Raw genomic sequence first — 15,326 nt, 5'->3', positions numbered from 1 at the left:
TAAAACCGCTCCGGCAGAGATATAGCATAGTGGTCCCGTATGGTGCGGAGACCTGCCGGAAACACCAGCGTTGAATCATGACGTCGCTCGCACCACCGTCTGCCGCGGAAAGAGGATTCCTCCAGAAGATGTTTTCACCCCGCTGACAACGAGTGGAGCGTCATACCTTGCGGGGCACAATATCCCGAGCCTCGTGTGCAGCCGTGAAGCTGATTCAGGCAGAAACGGGAGCAGGCAGCGAGCGACGATGGCGAGCCCATGGATCTGCTCCGCCAATGTCGCACCAAGACGATCCGAAATCCTTTGCCGTTCCGTATGGTGGAGTTTGCCGAGCAAGGACTTGGCATCAGACCAGGGCGCTTTCCGTGTAAACTCCCTGTTCGCGGACCCTAGATAGGAAAAGATTTCTGTCAGGCCGACGTGAAGTTCGTAGTTATCGAAGGCATCCAAGATTTTTTCGGGAAGACGCGCTGCTTCGTGAATAAGGGTACTGTCGGGAATGGCTGGCGTTACACCGGAGAATGACGAAGACAGTAATGTGAGAACCCGATTGAGGAGATTTCCAAGCTGCCCGCCGAGTTCTCCCGACCACGCGGCCTCGAGCCGTTCCTCGGAGAAATCCCCATCATCGGCCGAACGGATATGGCGGAGCAGGTAATAACGAAGTGCGTCCGGAGTCCGGTAGTTTTGAACGAGACCATCGGGATCGATGCCGTTGCCGGTCGATTTCCCGATCTTCCGCCCGTTGGCGGTCAGGTAGCCATGAACGTAGATCGACGATGGCAGCGGTAGGCCAGCGGAAAGGAGTATCGCCGGCCAGTAGACCGCATGGAACTTGGATATCCCCTTTCCGACGAAATGAATGCGCTCGCCCTGGCGCACCCAATATTGGCTGAACAGTGCCTCGTCGGAACCGTAGCCGAGCCCTGTCAGGTAGTTCGCCAAGGCATCGAACCAGACATAGATAACTTCGTCGCTGCCGGGCACGGGCACTCCCCAGCCGCGTGCTCTTTCGGCACTGCGCGACACACTGATGTCTTCGAGTCCGCGCCGAAGCAAGGCAAGTATCTCGTTTCGCCGGTGAGCCGGCACGACCTGAAGCTCCCCGGTCTCGATCAGATGGAGGATATGGTCGCCATATCGAGAGAGACGGAAGAACCAGTTTTCTTCCTTCACGACTTCAAGCGGGATACCGTGCTCCGGGCATCGGCCGTCATCGAGATCCGTTAGGTCGTAGAACTGCTCACAGCCCACGCAATAAAAGCCCTCATAGCTTTTTCGATAAAGATCGCCATTCTTCGCACATGCGTTCCAGAGTGAATGAACACAGGCAGCGTGTCTTGAATCTGCGGATGTGCGGACGAACGCATCGTTTGAAATGTGGAGGCGCTTGCCAAGCTCTTCGAAGCGGTCTGCATTTTCGCCGACGAAGTCGGCCACGGGGCGTCCCGCCGCCTCCGCGGCACGGACGTTCTTCAGGCTGTTATCATCCGTCCCGCACTGAAACCTGACGTCGTTGCCGAGAAGTCGGGAATGGCGAACATAAGCGTCGGCCTGCACGAGTTCGAGCGCAAAACCCACATGTGGTGCGGCATTGACGTATGGAATCGACGTTGTGATGTAAGTCGTCGTGTTTTTCATTGGGATATCCTTGTGGAGGTTGAATATCCCTCAAGGCGGGTCGACCAATGAAAAACCGCCTCAAGGGCGGTCTAAGGTGCATAAGAAGCGCACAAAATCCGCCACGCTAGGAGCGCAGCATCATCATCGTGGCGTTGGCAAAAAGTCTGTCCATATTGTCACTGCTATCATGTGTAGACGGCGGGAACAAGATCACGACTGACAGCTTTGCCGGCGCCGAAGCGGCAAATGGCGAGACCGTTCTTCTTCGATCAGACCTGCCCGGCCGAGTTGGTAACCGGTCACGGCATCGATGTTCGGCCCACCACTTTATCGGCCTTGCCACTGTCAGGTGCCTGTATCGCGGCGACTTTCACTGCTGCTGCAGGACGGCTGACCAGATTATCCGTCTCGGTGCATTGGACCGAATGATCGCAGGGCGTGGTGTTTCCCATGCAAGCAGCCAGGCGGTACGCGTTCCGCCTTTGGTGACGGAGTATTGCGAATAGCGGGACTACCCAACCTATGACGGCGACGATACCAACCGCGTTGAAAGGTTGATCGGCAAGATGAGGAGTATCTCGGGTTGCCGCCCCGAAGGCGAAAGACGAGGGAACGCGGCTGCGCGGCAGCACTCGGAAGGAAAGGGAACGCCAGAAGACTGTTCCCAAAGATGGAGTGAACAGCAGCAACGGGCAGTCGTTCGGCTCATCTACGACCGCGAGTTTATGCAGACGGCAGAAGCTATCCGTCGCTTCTCAGCACTTCGCCAGAGTAGGCGCTGTGGCAGCACAATTGAAGTACGCTAACAACATGTGAGGTGAACAATGACAGATATTGGACCTGATCTTACCCCGGCTGAACGCCAAATCGCTGTCGTCATCAGCCGTGCGGACAGGATGTTGGCTGCTGCCGTTTCGGCGGCTTTGGAAAAGGCGATCGAACAGGCTGCCCATGACCTGCGAGCAATCGGCCAGGAGGACGCCACGCCGGTTCTGCAATATTTTGCAAGCGTCGTTCATCAGCAAATGTATTGTTTGATGTGTGGTGCGGATCCGGACACTTTTCAAGGAGGCGATCCGGATATCGCCTACCACGTTATCCGCAACAGCCAGAATATTGCTAAACACTATTGGTCGGCAGACATCGAGCCTTATCCAGCCAAGTGAAAATAGTATGATTGTGCGCCGGCATTCGCGATCTCAACGAGGCTTTGCAAATCGTCGACCCTCTCGCTCGCGTTCCTCATTGCAGGACACAGTTTCGCGCGCGGCGAGACTACAGTGACGCCCGATCGAACGTTAGAAGAGGGCCATATGCATGGGGTTGCTGCACTTCGCACGAACTACCGATGACCTCAGTAGAAAGATTGAAAATGGCGTTCCGCGATGATCTGAAGTCACTTCTTCGGCGAAGTCGGCGAGATCTTTCAATTATTACCTGGGGCTGCGTGACCGGAAATCAGTCTACGATCGGGGTGTTAGAAGCAAGCTGTTCCGCGCGATGGGGAGCGGAGGGGATGGCGATCAGGCGGCGACAGCAATCCGGGCGGTACGTGGCAGCCATACTGATCACGGCGCTGGCACTTGCATTGTGCGCCTGCGCCGCGCGGCCCGGCTCATCCGTCCTCACTCCGGTGGCTGCCGTCGAGGGCGCGAAGCAGGTTACCATCTTCGTGGCGAGTACGCGGGCAACCGATCCGAGTACACCAACCTTCCTGACCGACCGGTTTACGGCCACAACTACCTATGTTCGCTATGTCGTCTCCATTCCCCCGACCCACCGACCGACCGAGATCGAATGGCCGACGGATGTGCCGGACCCGACCCGGCACTTCGCGATCGTTTCGTCCGAGCGCCTCGATGAAAGGCGGTTCTTTGCGGAAGTCGGGGGCACTGCCGCCCGCGGAGAAGGGCTCGGCCGCGACGTCGCCATCTTTGTCCACGGCTTCAACAGCAACTTTCCGGAATCGCTGTTCCGCACGGCTCAACTCACCGCCGACGTCCAGGTCGCGCAGTCAGCAGTGCTGTTCTCATGGCCTTCGAAGGCAGCGATCACCGGGTATCTCGCAGACAAAGACGCGGTGACATTCTCGCGCGATGCGCTTGCCCGGGTGGTCGAGCGGGTCGCTGGCGACCGCCATGTCCGGGGGATGAAGCTTTACGCTCACAGCATGGGGGCTTGGCTAACTATGGAGTCTGTCCGGCAAATCCGGATTGCCAAAGACGAGCGCACCCTCGGCAAGCTCATCGACCTCACGCTCGCTGCGCCAGATATAGACGCGGAAGTCTTTCTTCAACAACTCCGGGTCGTCGGCCGCCTGCGCTCTCCCGTCACCGTTCTGGTCTCCAGGAAGGATCAGGCGCTGTCGGTATCCAGATTTATCGCCGGAGGGCAATTCCGTGCCGGCGCAGCCAACATCGATGATCCCCAAGTTCTCGTCGAAGCGCGGAATTCAAACCTCCGCGTGATCGACATAACCAATCTGGCCACACAGGCGGGAGCCGGCCACGATGGATTCGCGGCCTTCGCCTCCATCTATGGCCGCCTCCCGCAGAGCTCAGACGGAAGGGTTGCTTCCGACATCGGTCCGGGTGTCTACGAGCTTGATGTCGCTAACAAGTTCGAAACGCTCGACGCCCGACTGGTCCAACGGGTCGCAGATACAAAGACCATCGAGCGCTAGCACTTCGCAGTTACGCGACTGTACGAAATAGTCCGCTATGGTTGCTGGTAGGAAGTGATTTTAGAAGGGCATACAACGGTGATAATGATCGGTACTTAAGAAGAAACCCTAGCCCACACTCACGCTATGGCACACAGTTAACACTGCGGTGCGTTGTCCCATTAAATTGACAGGTTCCAAGCAGGTCTGGACCGCTTCTGGGCATCAGCTGTCACTGGTCGGTTTGCCTGCGTCCGGACAACGAGCCAGAGCGCCTATTGAGGCAGATCAAAACCGGCTGTCGCGAGATCCGATCCCGGACTTCGCGGTATTCTCTGGGGCGCATCCGGCAGCGAGCGCGAAGGCCGCGAAGGTCGCCACCGACGGCATGGCGCCAAAGCTGCCCAGAAGCAGGCCGAACAGCGGGGCGCCGGCCGTCTGGCCGATGGCAATCGTCAGGAAAGCGATCATTAAACCTGTAGTGGGGCGGTCGGCCAAGGTGCGCACTCCCCAGACAAGATAGACGCTGGTGAGCATCACGTAGGCCGCTCCAAACACCGCTCCGCCGAGGAGTACCATTGCAGGCGTCCCAACCCCGCAACCAAAGCTCAGGATGCCGGACCATCGTGTGGCAGGTGAACTATGCGATGGTCCGACTTGGTCGGCATACTGGCTTGGGTATTCCGTCCCAAAGCCTTGTTATCCGCTGACAAACGCCAGAATATCCTCATTCAATACATCGGCGTTGACCGTTAACATGCCGTGCGAGAAGCCGGGATAGGTCTTCAATGAGCCATTCGGCAGCAATTTGACTGCCTTCAAAGCCGCAGCGGCGATTGGGACGACTTGATCGTCCTCGCCGTGCAGCACCAGCGTCGGCACGGTGATTGCTTTCAAATCCTCGGTCTGGTCCGTTTCCGAGAAGGCCTTGATACCGTCATAGTGTGCCTTGGCACTCCCCATCATGCCTTGCCGCCACCAGTTCTGGATCACGCCTTCATGGACCGTCGCGCCTTCGCGGTTGAAGCCATAGAAAGGACCTGACGGGACATCGCGGAAGAACTGTGCACGGTTGCTGGCCAGCGCTGTCCGAAAACCGTCGAAGACCTCCTTCGGTGTGCCTTCGGGGTTGTCAGTGGTTTTCAGCATCAGCGGTGGGATGGCGGCTACAAGGACGGCTTTAGCCACGCGGCCTGCAGGTTCGCCATGTTGCGCCACATAGCGTGCGACTTCACCGCCACCCGTGGAATGACCGATGTGAACTGCATTCGTCAGATCCAGCGCCTTGGCTACAGCAAAGGCGTCGGCTGCGTAATGGTTGATATCGTGACCTTCAGCGACCTGTTCTGATCGTCCATGCCCACGCCGGTCATGTGCGACGACGCGATATCCTTTCGAGAGAAAGAAAAGCATCTGTGCATCCCAGTCATCGGAGCTGAGCGGCCAGCCGTGGTGGAATACAATTGGCTGCGCATCCTTGGGGCCCCAGTCTTTGTAGAAAATCTGAACGTCGTCGTCGGTTGTGACAAAGCCCATGGTGAGTTCTCCTTCTGAATGTTTTAGGGTGACAGGTTTGTCGGCACGCGCTGTGCGTGGCAGTAATGTAAGGCTTGCGGCAAGCGCCGCGCTCGCGATCAGGGCATCACGGCGGTTGAGCGGCAGGCCGGGGGTGTAGAATGGAGGCATAGAGACGTTCCGTGAGTTAATCAAAATGTGGCGGTAGGGTCATGCGCGGTGGTCTCTCAAGAGAGAGTTCTTCCGAGCATTTCCCACGACAGTCTGGACACGGCCCAGAAAGCGGAGTTGCTGGAAAGAGGGTCTGTGTGTGTCCTTGGCCGCTACTCTAGTTCGGATAGGTTATGCGGGCAGGCGTGCGCTCAAATAGACGTTGCCCGAGGTATTGATGTCATCTGAATAAGCGGCGCGATAATATGCTTTGACGCAATACTGTGTCGCTAAACGGGGAACACCGAACGGATTGGGCACGTGCATCTTCAGATCGCAAGATCTTAAATCGGCCCCCTGATGATGTTCTTCAGCCAGTCTATCCTCTCAGAGCTTCTGATTGAATCACCTGAAGAAAGTCCACCTTTATGGAGGGGGAGAGATGAAGTTGGAAATCAAACCAGACTGGTCGCGACACAGGTGGCCTTGCTGAAGAGTCTTTGTTGGTCCCAGTTTGTTCAGCCGGATTACGCTGCGATAAAACTGTCAGACAACGCGTTTGAGCATATGTGCAAACTCTGTTTTTTCGACATTGCTGCGCCCGTTGGCATGAAAATCCGCAATATGCGGACCATGCTCGTGGTGTCGATTACGGGTTTCCACGGATGCCCATTCCTCAACGAACACAAAGCGTCCCAGTTCGTTCTGATCCTCGAACAGATCGTAACGGATATTACCTTCCTCGTTTCGAGAAGGTTCGACGAGGACCGACAGGTCACGACGCAGTTCGTCTTCCTTGCCTGCCTTGGCCTTCAGCCCGACGACGATGAATAGCTCGCTTATTTGCTTTCTCCTTGCAAAATGCGGCGACAGCAGCCGAGCCGCCGTCGCCATGGATCTTGGTTGTTGCTTGTCGGCTAAAGGTTATTTGGCGGCTTTTTCGACGTTGAAACCATCGTAATTGTCGAACACGCCCATGAAGCCCGGAACCGTCGCCTCGCGTGCCCAGTCGCGCTGGAGTTCGCAATACATCTGAACGCGGCTGATCAGCTTTCCCCCAGCCTGTTCGATGCGGCGTAGTGCTGCCTCATGGGCGGCAAGAGAAGTGCCGCCGACGGCATCGACCGGCACATAGACTTCATAACCTTCCTGAATGGCATCGAGCGCGGGGAAGGTTAGGCATGCCTCGGTCCACAACGCGGTCATGATGAGTTTGCGGCGGCCAATGGCCTTGACGGCCTGTTTGAACGCCACATCCTCCCAGCTGTTGATAGAGGTACGGTCATAGGTCGGCAGATGGCCGATCACGTCCTGAAGTTCGGCGATCGGCGGCTTGTTGCGGCCGGTTGCAACATTGACGGTCGAATGGATGATCGGCAGATCGTAGTTGACCGCCGCCTTGGCGACGCTTGTGATGTTGAAGACCAGTTCGTCGCGCGGCATCGAGCGGATCGACGATACCTGTATCGGCTGGTAGTCGATGACGATGAGGGCAGAGTTTTGCGGCGTGAGAAGCTGGTCGGTATGGGGATTGCGGATTTGTTCGCTTGCCATTGGCAGGTTTCTTTCATCGATTGGAATTTTGCGCTGGCGCGGGCCGAAGCCCTTGATCAAGTGGACGAGCGAGCGCGGACCCTTCCACAGGAAAGAGGAGCCGGATGCGGTATGCTTCCGGCTCTCCCGATCATGCTGCGGCGATGCCGAAGCGTCCGCTGTCAACGTCTTCGATTGCCTGTCTGATTTCAGCCTCGTTGTTCATAACAAACGGCCCGTAGCCCACGATGGGTTCATCGATCGGCTCTCCCGTCAGGACCAACAACTGCGCTTCACCATCGCTATGAATGCGAGCCTCGCGGCCTGCCGGATCGAGCAGTACCATCTCCGCTTCACCTGCCTCATGGTTGCTATCGATGGCGACGCGACCGCTTAGCACCACTATCATCGCGGTATGCCTCTCGGGCAGATCGAGCGTCAGTTCTGCGTCGGTCTTGAGGGTCAAGTCCCACAGGTTGATGGGGGTGAAGGTTTTTGCCGGCCCTTTTATTGCGCGATACTGACCGGCTATGATCCGTGCCTTCCCGGCGTTTCCGGGCAAAGAGGCCTGGGGAATGTCCGCCTTCAGGATGCTCTGATAGCCGCCCGATGTCATCTTGTCCTTGGCGGGCAGGTTCAGCCAGAGCTGAACCATGCGCAATGTCCCTCCCGCCTTTGCGAAGGCGGCCGAATGGTATTCCTCATGAATGATGCCGCCAGCCGCCGTCATCCACTGGACGTCACCCGGCCCGATTATACCGCCATTGCCTGCTGAATCGTGATGTTCGACCTCGCCGTCATAGACGATGGTGACGGTCTCGAAGCCGCGGTGCGGATGCTTGCCGACGCCACGCCGCTGGGTAGTTGGTTGAAAGTCATATGGCCCGGCGTAATCGAGCAGGAGGAACGGGCTGATGTGGGCGCCAAGGGTATTATAGGAGAAAAGCGAGCGAATGGGAAAACCGTCGCCGACCCAATGTTGCCGATCATTCCCGTAGCGGCCAATGACTTTCTTACCCATGTTTTTTCCTCCATCAACGCCGCAGTTGAGCTTGATGAAGGCAGGACTAGCATCGCAACGATGATGAAAAAAGATTGCAAACAGCGACGCAGCGTCCTACAAAAAGGACGATGCAGGACCTTAACGATTTTTATTATTTTGTGGCCGTTGTCGACCATGGTGGCTTCTCTCCAGCCGGGCGTGCGCTTGGTATTCAGAAGTCAAGACTGAGCCGTCGTATTCTTCATCTGGAAGAACGTCTGGGCGTGCGCCTTCTCAACCGTTCCTCTCGCCGCTTTTCGGTGACGGAGATCGGTCGCGAGTTCTACGAGCGTTGCGTGGCAATGCTTGTCGAGGCTGAGGCTGCCGAACAGGTCATCGCCAGGGTGAGGACGGAGCCACGCGGTGTTGTACGCATGAGCTGCCCGACGGCATTGCTGTCGTTTCAGTTCGGTGAGCTGATTTCGCGTTTCATGATGCAGAATCCGGGCATCGAAATTCATCTGGAAAGTACGAACCGCCGCGTTGACGTCATTTCGGAAGGGATCGATCTGGCCATCCGGGTACGGTTCCCGCCGCTTGATTCGACTGATCTTGTCATGCGCTGGCTTGATGAAAGCAGCCAGTGCCTGGTTTCCGCGCGTGGCCTGATTTCAGGGGCCGTAAAATCGCCTGCCGATTTGAGGGGGCTGCCGAGCCTTGATTGGAAGCGGCCTCACAGGGATTATGCCTGGGAGCTGCATCACGCCGATGGGCAAGTCGCGACCGTTCCGCATTCGCCCCGCCTGATTACCGATGACATGAAGGTGCTTCGCGATGCGGCAATTGCCGGCGCGGGTGCGGTACAATTGCCGACCATTTTTATCTGGGGTGATATCAGAGCGGGTCGGCTCATTCATGTTCTTCCCGACTGGCGACCTGTGGCAGGCATTGTACACGCGGTTTTTCCCACCCGCCGCGGGCTGCTGCCATCGGTGCGGGCGCTGGTCGATTTTCTTGCCCATGAATGTGCGATCCAGCGCTCGCAGGCAAATAAGATCGTGCCCCCCATCGATCTTTCTAATGCCTTGCCGGAAAGCTGATATTTCACTCAGCGCTCAGCCTACTGCCTGATCTTGACGGGCATCATAGCTGCGTTGGCAGTCCTGAATTACATTGATGTTTTCAAGCGTCCGGTTGAACAGGATCAAGAACGGCTCTTGCAGTGAGTGCCCAAGCGGTGACAGCACATATTCGACGCCGAGCACGCGTCCATCCAGAACCCTGCGCGTCACTATACCGTTGCGTTCGAGCTTGCGTAGCGTCTGGTGAGCACGCGCTGGGTGACGCCATCAGTCATCATCAAGACCTATGAGATCGTCGAGACGATCGGCACCAGCGGATCTCGCGCCGTCCTCGCGATGGATAGGCGTTCCCCACGAAAGCTATTGCCGAGCGCGCCACCGCGACGTGCAACGAGCCAGGCGCGGTCGAGGGTGGTGAAGAGTATCGGAGAAATCCGTGGAACTGGTCGGCGATCACCACAATCGACGCAAAGGCCGCCTGATGGCGACAGTCACATACGTCCGTACGATTAAATTTGTGGCCGAAATTCTCGAAGAGGACCCGGAGCTTCTTCATGCAATCGTTGCCAACGATGATAATCTGAGCTACGGCAGCATCATCTCCGTGTACACCGGAGACGACGAATCTGTGACCGCACTGACAGACGACGGCATGGACGAATTGGAGCAGATGCTCAAAGACGCCTGCCGCTCGCCCCAGGAATGGAACGACTTCCTCGACAGCATTGTCGACGACGAACTGCTCGTCGCTCGCAATCTCCGCGAGCAATCGGGTGGTTATCTTCTTCTTCTCGAATGATCGAGTCAATATCACGCATGTTCGCAGAGCGAGCGTCGATCTCCATAATGATTCCCATTACGATATCTCCCAAAACGGCATCAGAAAAACTTGCCTGGCACCTTTGTCGGGCGCATCAGCATCCCCGCTATGGCAGCAAGGAGCGTTATCAGCGCGAGAGCTGATAGTGCGTCGGCATAGGCGAGGACATAGGCTTCACGCTGTACAAGCTTTGCGAGCTGCCCCATTGCCGCGGTGGGTCCCTTGCCATCAAGCGTCGAACCCATGGACGAGGTGAGTGTGTCCAGCCATGTTTGCACAACGTGATCACCTTGCTGTACCTGCGTTCCAAGCAGGTTCGAGTGCACCTGCTCGTCGACGCGCACGAAGGTAGTGATTGCCGCTGTTGCGATTGTGGTTCCAACAGTTCGAACGATATGGACCCACATCGCAATCCAGGGGATTTGCGGGAAGGTGATGTCTTCCGTGATGATCAGCATGACCGGAACAGCCAGAAACGGGCTTGCGATGCTTTGGATAAGCATGGACGACATAAACTGATCGCCGTTCCAGACATGTGTTGGAACGGCAGCCAGCGACACGCCTACCGAGAACAGGATCGCACCGAACACAATAAGATTACGCGGCGCGAACCGATAACAAAGCCATGCTACCAAAGGGGCGAGCACAAGTTGCGGCAACCCGGTCAGAAGAAAGTAATTGCCGGTCTCCAGGGACCTGTAGCCCTGGATTCGTATGAGGAACTGGGGGATTATGAAGGCTGTCGCCATTGTGGCAAAGCGCGTCGTGAAGAGTACCGACAGGGCCAGCCCGGCATTTCTCTGAAGGACAATCCGTAGATCCAGCATCGGAACCGGGTGTCGTATGGTGTTCACGACGAACGCAAGCAGCAAGACCGCCGCCGCGCCGATCAAGCCAATGATCAGACCCGAATTCAGCCAGTCGAGGCGATTGCCCTGATCCAATGCAGCGACGAGCGACGCCAGACCCAGGGACAAGGTAAGAAGGCCGAACAGGTCTGGTCGCCGAAACCGGTGCAGTTTTGCTGTATCCCATTGCATGGCGAAATAAGCGCCAAAGATGGCCAACGAGCTGGGTATCACGTTGGCCCAGAATAGGTATTTCCAGGAAAGATGGTCGATAATCCATGCTTCGGCGAAGATCGCCAAATTGGGTGTGAAGCCGGAAATCAGCGCGTAGATTGACAGGACATAGAGGCGTCGCTGCTGGGAGATATTGCGCATGACCACCGCGAAGGTCATCGGTATCAGCATTCCAGCGGCAAGACCGCGCAATGCCTGCAGAGCCAACAGCACGGGCAGCGAGGGACTGAACGGAGCAAGAAAGGAGAAAACCGAAAACAGGGCGGCGCCGACCATCACGCCGATGGCCGGCGAGAGGTGAGTGCGCAACCAGATTGTTGCCGCGATAGCGGCCACTTCAGCCGTTGTGTAAGCGGTCATCAGCCAGGATGCCTCATCGAAGCCAAGCCCGAAAGCGCCGCGAAGGTCAGCGAGGCCGATGTCGGTCAGCCTCGAATTCAAAATGGACGTGAATGTACCAAGCATGACCGCCGATACAGCAATCAAAGGCAGCAACTTGCTTTTAGGCAGAAACGCCGAAGGTCTCGGAATGGCAGGAAGTGTCATCGGATTTCACTCCTGTTCTCCACCGACAAATTCGTCGGTGTGAATCGTCGGCACCACCGACATACCAGGACGCAACCTGTTTCCAGTTTGGTCTGTGTCATCGAGCTCGATGCGAACAGGTACACGCTGTGCGACCTTCGTGAAATTACCGGTGGCGTTATCCGGCGTAAGCAGGGCAAACTCCGACCCACTGGCGGGGGAGATCTTTGCAACATGGCCCCTCAGCAATTTGCCGGGCAACATATCGACGGTCATCGTGACGCGTTGGCCCACGCTGACCTTTCCAAGCTGCGTTTCCTTGAAATTGGCAATCACGTAGAGGCGCGGGAGGGGAACCACGGATATGACCTTCGTTCCAACGTTCACATATTGTCCCTGGCGCACATTGCTGGCGCTTACGGCACCGTCGAAAGGTGCTTTGATCGATGTCCGTTCCAACGTGATGCTTGCAAGTTCGACGGCTGCACGCTGTGCGTCCAATGTGGCCCGAGCTTCCGTAAGCTGCGCGTCAAGCACAGCGACTTTCTGTTGCTCGACGTCCACTGCCGCCTGTCGTTCTTCCACCTGAGCACTATATCGTTTCATCTCCGCAGTCGCTGCTTCGCGCTTTTGCGCCGTTGACCAGCCAATTCGCGACGCCTCCTGCTGTCGAAGAAACTCGCTTTCGGCCCGCTCCATATCCGCCTTGACAGCCCTCACGCTCGCTTCGGCCTGCGATATGACTCTTGCTTGCAGGTTGATCTGGCTTTCAAGAATAGCGACCGAGGCCGCTGCGGCCTTTCTTGTAGCTTCCGCACGGCCCAGCTGGGCGCGATAGTCTCGATCATCGATCTGCGCGAGAAGTTCTCCGGCTTTTACGTGCTGGAAGTCGGCAACCAGCACCTTTCTCACGCGGCCGGCGACCTCTGTCCCCACAGATGCAGTATCGGCTTTGATATAGGCGTCGTCTGTGGACTGGTTGGTCTTGCCAGCAACCCAATGTCCCCAGCCCATCGGCACGACGACTGCCATTCCGATCGCGGCGACGATGACGGTGCTCCGTGCGAGCGCCTGAAAGGTTCTGCGCCGCTTTTTCTTGGAAGCAGCAGTGAGCGCCTCATCCGCGTTCCCTTTAATCTGTTCTGCCCCTCCGTGGAGGTTTGTGACAGCCATGTTCATTTCCCTGTCTCCCGTCGAGTGTCGTAACTGACGAAGAGATAGGCTTTCAGTGCTAATGAATGAAATGAATACAATGCACTTGTTAAATGCATTATATTCATTCTACTCTGTTTCTCATATTGACGAGAAACAGAGCTTGAGTCGGTTTTGAGATAGGCAGGACGCGCTATGGATCTCAATCTTATCAGGGTGCTCGACGCTTTGGCGGAGGAGGGGAACGTTACAAAGGCAGGGGCACGGCTTGGGCTTAGCCAGTCTGCGGTAAGCCATGCGCTCAACAAGATGAGATTGCTTTTCGATGATCAGCTCTTCCTGCGAGGCCCGGACGGTATGCATCCGACTCCGAGAGCGATGGAGCTGTCGCGAGCCTTCGGCTCTGCACTTCGTCAGATAGACACGGCGGTGGGCCAGCCAGCATTTGATCCCGCCACAGCGGATTTCGAGATCGTGATTGCGACGTCCGACTATGTGACGAGCACTATCATACCGTCACTGTTGCAGGCTGTCGCAAAGAGCGCTCCAGGTGTCCGGCTTTGGATCCGGCCGATGAACGATGTGAACATCGTCGAAGAATTGGACCGCGGTGCGGTCCACCTGGCGGCCGGGGCATTTGGAAAGGTGCCCGCCCGTTTCGTGAAGATGGATCTCTTCAGCGATCCCAATGTCTGGATGTTTCGGGCGGACCACCCTGCGGCCGACGACGAAATGTCCCTCGAGACGCTCGGCAAGTATCCGCATATAGACATCCTCATTTCGCGTCGCGATTCCGCCGTGGCAAGTGCCGTCATCGACCAGAGTGGGCTTGAGCGAGCGTATGTCACGAGCAACCCTCAGCACCTTGACGGCCTTCTGAGGGACAAAGGCCTTGAGAGGCGTGTGGGTGCCACCCTCTCTCACATACTGGCGGTGCCGCCCCTGCTTGCGACGACCGATATGGTTGCTTATGTCCCTTTGCGTTTTGCGCGTTTTGCTGAAAAAACTTTCAGGCTGACTTGGCGAGAGGCTCCATACGTTGCCCCACCTATGACAATCTCTACCCTTACCCACCGTACCTTGGGTCGCCACCCCTCGATCACCTGGTTTGAGAAGCTCCTTCAAGTGGGTGCACATCACGAAAGTGGCGTTCTCCCGTATCTTCCTTGATCGATTGTCGAGTTGCAATGCCGGAAGGGAGGTCGCATATTTCCAGCCGCCCACCGCGACACGAGAGGCTCGGCTTTGTGATGATGGCGACCTTAGGCGCATTCTAATTAATTTTTATGCTTGCGCCACAAACAGTCCGTCATGTGGGGTGGATGGCAATCGCTGGGTTGCCCCAGTTGTCGTTGATAGATAAGAGAAAAACTCTTGCGTCAAACCTGCAACCATCATTACTTGCTTTGTGCGCAAGTAATGATGAAAGCTGGCCCCCGCAACCAAATCCTACGCTACGCTATCCCACAGTAGCCCAAAACTACGATCCAGTACGCCAAAACGCTACGATCATCCGCGCTAAATCCGCGTCACGATACACAAATTCGAAAATCATCAGGTGCAAAGCGAGGGCTGCCCGCCCTATGACGCATCTCGGCCTGAAAACCATTCCGTCGATCGCCGCCGGCATCGTGATCGCGGAATTAGGCTCCTCGCCACCGCCCATGATCTGCTGGTGAACCGCTGAGATCGGGTTGAAGGAGCATGATCGATTGGCGTTGGCCCGCGCCATGATGCAGCGAAAGCTGGAAGGGCGGCCGACGTCCTAAAAGCTCCCGGAGCTTGTCGCGCTCGTGAGGGCAAAGCCGCTGGTGTCTGCCGGGATGGTGGCCAAAACGTTGGACGTCACGCCGCAGACGGTGCGGATCGATTTGGAACTCGGCCTGCGCGAGATGACGGGGAGGGGGAGGTTTCGAGCATGGGGCGTGATTTAACGTTGGCCAATTCCGATAACGCCTATTCAGTCATAACTGATTTCGAATGCCGGTCTATTTAGGTCTCATTGCCCCCGGCAATGACCGGCTTGAAACAGTCCGCGGCGGACCGCAGGTGATCGAGTTCGTGCTCTATCCGCCTGCCTTTCAATCTCGCGGGAGTTTACCCCCAGAAAAACCGTACTACTTTGCCGCCTTGGTGCATCGAGATCGGCTTAAAATCTCTTTGGATCGGCGTCGACAATCTTTGTTTAGGCCCAAACCCA

At 56.8% G+C, this 15,326-nt stretch carries 14 protein-coding genes and 2 pseudogenes; 7 read left to right on the top strand and 9 right to left on the bottom strand.

What is annotated here, in order from left to right; all coding sequences use genetic code 11:
- Positions 1 to 75 precede the first annotated feature (75 nt).
- Positions 76 to 1,641, bottom strand: coding sequence for a methionine--tRNA ligase (locus AGR1_RS23525; RefSeq protein ID WP_149148415.1), 1,566 nt, complete (start codon positions 1,639 to 1,641; stop codon positions 76 to 78).
- 204 nt (positions 1,642 to 1,845) lie between these two features.
- Between AGR1_RS23525 and AGR1_RS29955 the strand changes: the two are divergent.
- The 3 genes and pseudogenes from AGR1_RS29955 to AGR1_RS23510 form a co-directional block, all read left to right on the top strand.
- Positions 1,846 to 2,078 (top strand): annotated as a pseudogene (locus AGR1_RS29955) (pirin family protein); the annotation flags it as partial.
- A gap of 369 nt (positions 2,079 to 2,447) precedes the next feature.
- Complete coding sequence (locus AGR1_RS23515) at positions 2,448 to 2,789, top strand: hypothetical protein (protein ID WP_149148414.1); 342 nt, start codon at positions 2,448 to 2,450, stop codon at positions 2,787 to 2,789.
- A 350-nt stretch (positions 2,790 to 3,139) separates the two neighbouring features.
- A complete protein-coding gene (locus tag AGR1_RS23510; RefSeq protein WP_187772265.1) occupies positions 3,140 to 4,306 on the top strand; it encodes an alpha/beta hydrolase in 1,167 nt (388 codons plus the stop codon).
- A 267-nt stretch (positions 4,307 to 4,573) separates the two neighbouring features.
- On the opposite strand, the gene AGR1_RS23505 is transcribed toward AGR1_RS23510, so the two are convergent.
- The 5 genes from AGR1_RS23505 to AGR1_RS23485 all read right to left on the bottom strand — a co-directional run bounded on the left by AGR1_RS23505 (position 4,574) and on the right by AGR1_RS23485 (position 8,504).
- A complete protein-coding gene (locus AGR1_RS23505) occupies positions 4,574 to 4,864 on the bottom strand; it encodes a hypothetical protein (protein ID WP_210055951.1) in 291 nt (96 codons plus the stop codon).
- Positions 4,865 to 4,984: 120 nt separating this feature from the next.
- Positions 4,985 to 5,971: an alpha/beta hydrolase gene (locus AGR1_RS23500; RefSeq protein ID WP_149148412.1), complete on the bottom strand. Its 987-nt coding sequence runs from the start codon at positions 5,969 to 5,971 to the stop codon at positions 4,985 to 4,987.
- A 525-nt stretch (positions 5,972 to 6,496) separates the two neighbouring features.
- Complete coding sequence (locus tag AGR1_RS23495) at positions 6,497 to 6,844, bottom strand: putative quinol monooxygenase (RefSeq protein WP_210248740.1); 348 nt, start codon at positions 6,842 to 6,844, stop codon at positions 6,497 to 6,499.
- A 30-nt stretch (positions 6,845 to 6,874) separates the two neighbouring features.
- Complete coding sequence (locus tag AGR1_RS23490; RefSeq protein WP_149148411.1) at positions 6,875 to 7,504, bottom strand: hydrolase; 630 nt, start codon at positions 7,502 to 7,504, stop codon at positions 6,875 to 6,877.
- Positions 7,505 to 7,634: 130 nt separating this feature from the next.
- On the bottom strand, positions 7,635 to 8,504 hold the full coding sequence (locus AGR1_RS23485; protein WP_149148410.1) for a pirin family protein: 870 nt from the start codon (positions 8,502 to 8,504) through the stop codon (positions 7,635 to 7,637).
- A gap of 110 nt (positions 8,505 to 8,614) precedes the next feature.
- Between AGR1_RS23485 and AGR1_RS23480 the strand changes: the two genes are divergently transcribed.
- A complete protein-coding gene (locus AGR1_RS23480) occupies positions 8,615 to 9,565 on the top strand; it encodes a LysR substrate-binding domain-containing protein (protein ID WP_149148409.1) in 951 nt (316 codons plus the stop codon).
- Positions 9,566 to 9,580: 15 nt separating this feature from the next.
- Here the strand turns inward: AGR1_RS23480 and AGR1_RS23475 are convergent, their stop codons facing one another.
- On the bottom strand, positions 9,581 to 9,730 hold the full coding sequence (locus AGR1_RS23475) for a hypothetical protein (RefSeq protein WP_348640594.1): 150 nt from the start codon (positions 9,728 to 9,730) through the stop codon (positions 9,581 to 9,583).
- Positions 9,731 to 10,028: 298 nt separating this feature from the next.
- On the opposite strand from AGR1_RS23475, the gene AGR1_RS23470 reads away from it, so the two are divergent.
- Positions 10,029 to 10,346, top strand: coding sequence for a hypothetical protein (locus AGR1_RS23470; protein ID WP_149148527.1), 318 nt, complete (start codon positions 10,029 to 10,031; stop codon positions 10,344 to 10,346).
- An 80-nt stretch (positions 10,347 to 10,426) separates the two neighbouring features.
- Here AGR1_RS23470 and AGR1_RS23465 read toward each other — a convergent pair whose 3' ends face one another.
- The gene (locus tag AGR1_RS23465; protein ID WP_149148408.1) at positions 10,427 to 11,995 is read right to left on the bottom strand and encodes an MFS transporter; all 1,569 of its coding nucleotides are present in this window, start codon (positions 11,993 to 11,995) and stop codon (positions 10,427 to 10,429) included.
- 6 nt (positions 11,996 to 12,001) lie between these two features.
- Entirely contained in the window at positions 12,002 to 13,153 is a 1,152-nt protein-coding gene (locus AGR1_RS23460) for an HlyD family secretion protein (protein ID WP_149148407.1), read from the bottom strand.
- A 168-nt stretch (positions 13,154 to 13,321) separates the two neighbouring features.
- Between AGR1_RS23460 and AGR1_RS23455 the strand changes: the two genes are divergently transcribed.
- Both AGR1_RS23455 and AGR1_RS23450 read left to right on the top strand, forming a co-directional pair.
- On the top strand, positions 13,322 to 14,296 hold the full coding sequence (locus AGR1_RS23455) for a LysR family transcriptional regulator (RefSeq protein WP_149148406.1): 975 nt from the start codon (positions 13,322 to 13,324) through the stop codon (positions 14,294 to 14,296).
- A 419-nt stretch (positions 14,297 to 14,715) separates the two neighbouring features.
- Positions 14,716 to 15,060: pseudogene (locus tag AGR1_RS23450) on the top strand (helix-turn-helix domain-containing protein); the annotation flags it as partial.
- Between the last annotated feature and the right edge of the window lie 266 nt (positions 15,061 to 15,326).

The sequence above is a fragment of the Agrobacterium sp. B1(2019) genome (genome assembly GCF_008274755.1).
Taxonomy (GTDB): domain Bacteria; phylum Pseudomonadota; class Alphaproteobacteria; order Rhizobiales; family Rhizobiaceae; genus Agrobacterium; species Agrobacterium salinitolerans.
Note: the sequence above shows the minus strand (reverse complement) of the source record. Positions and strands in the feature narration are given on the sequence as shown.

What these genes read in the sequence shown, in the direction of transcription:
- AGR1_RS23525 (WP_149148415.1), bottom strand. Translation starts at nt 1,641, where the DNA reads ATGAAAAACACGACGACTTACATCACAACGTCGATTCCATACGTCAAT.
- AGR1_RS23515 (WP_149148414.1), top strand. Translation starts at nt 2,448, where the DNA reads ATGACAGATATTGGACCTGATCTTACCCCGGCTGAACGCCAAATCGCT.
- AGR1_RS23510 (WP_187772265.1), top strand. Translation starts at nt 3,140, where the DNA reads ATGGCGATCAGGCGGCGACAGCAATCCGGGCGGTACGTGGCAGCCATA.
- AGR1_RS23505 (WP_210055951.1), bottom strand. Translation starts at nt 4,864, where the DNA reads ATGGTACTCCTCGGCGGAGCGGTGTTTGGAGCGGCCTACGTGATGCTC.
- AGR1_RS23500 (WP_149148412.1), bottom strand. Translation starts at nt 5,971, where the DNA reads ATGCCTCCATTCTACACCCCCGGCCTGCCGCTCAACCGCCGTGATGCC.
- AGR1_RS23495 (WP_210248740.1), bottom strand. Translation starts at nt 6,844, where the DNA reads ATGGCGACGGCGGCTCGGCTGCTGTCGCCGCATTTTGCAAGGAGAAAG.
- AGR1_RS23490 (WP_149148411.1), bottom strand. Translation starts at nt 7,504, where the DNA reads ATGGCAAGCGAACAAATCCGCAATCCCCATACCGACCAGCTTCTCACG.
- AGR1_RS23485 (WP_149148410.1), bottom strand. Translation starts at nt 8,504, where the DNA reads ATGGGTAAGAAAGTCATTGGCCGCTACGGGAATGATCGGCAACATTGG.
- AGR1_RS23480 (WP_149148409.1), top strand. Translation starts at nt 8,615, where the DNA reads ATGCAGGACCTTAACGATTTTTATTATTTTGTGGCCGTTGTCGACCAT.
- AGR1_RS23470 (WP_149148527.1), top strand. Translation starts at nt 10,029, where the DNA reads ATGGCGACAGTCACATACGTCCGTACGATTAAATTTGTGGCCGAAATT.
- AGR1_RS23465 (WP_149148408.1), bottom strand. Translation starts at nt 11,995, where the DNA reads ATGACACTTCCTGCCATTCCGAGACCTTCGGCGTTTCTGCCTAAAAGC.
- AGR1_RS23460 (WP_149148407.1), bottom strand. Translation starts at nt 13,153, where the DNA reads ATGAACATGGCTGTCACAAACCTCCACGGAGGGGCAGAACAGATTAAA.
- AGR1_RS23455 (WP_149148406.1), top strand. Translation starts at nt 13,322, where the DNA reads ATGGATCTCAATCTTATCAGGGTGCTCGACGCTTTGGCGGAGGAGGGG.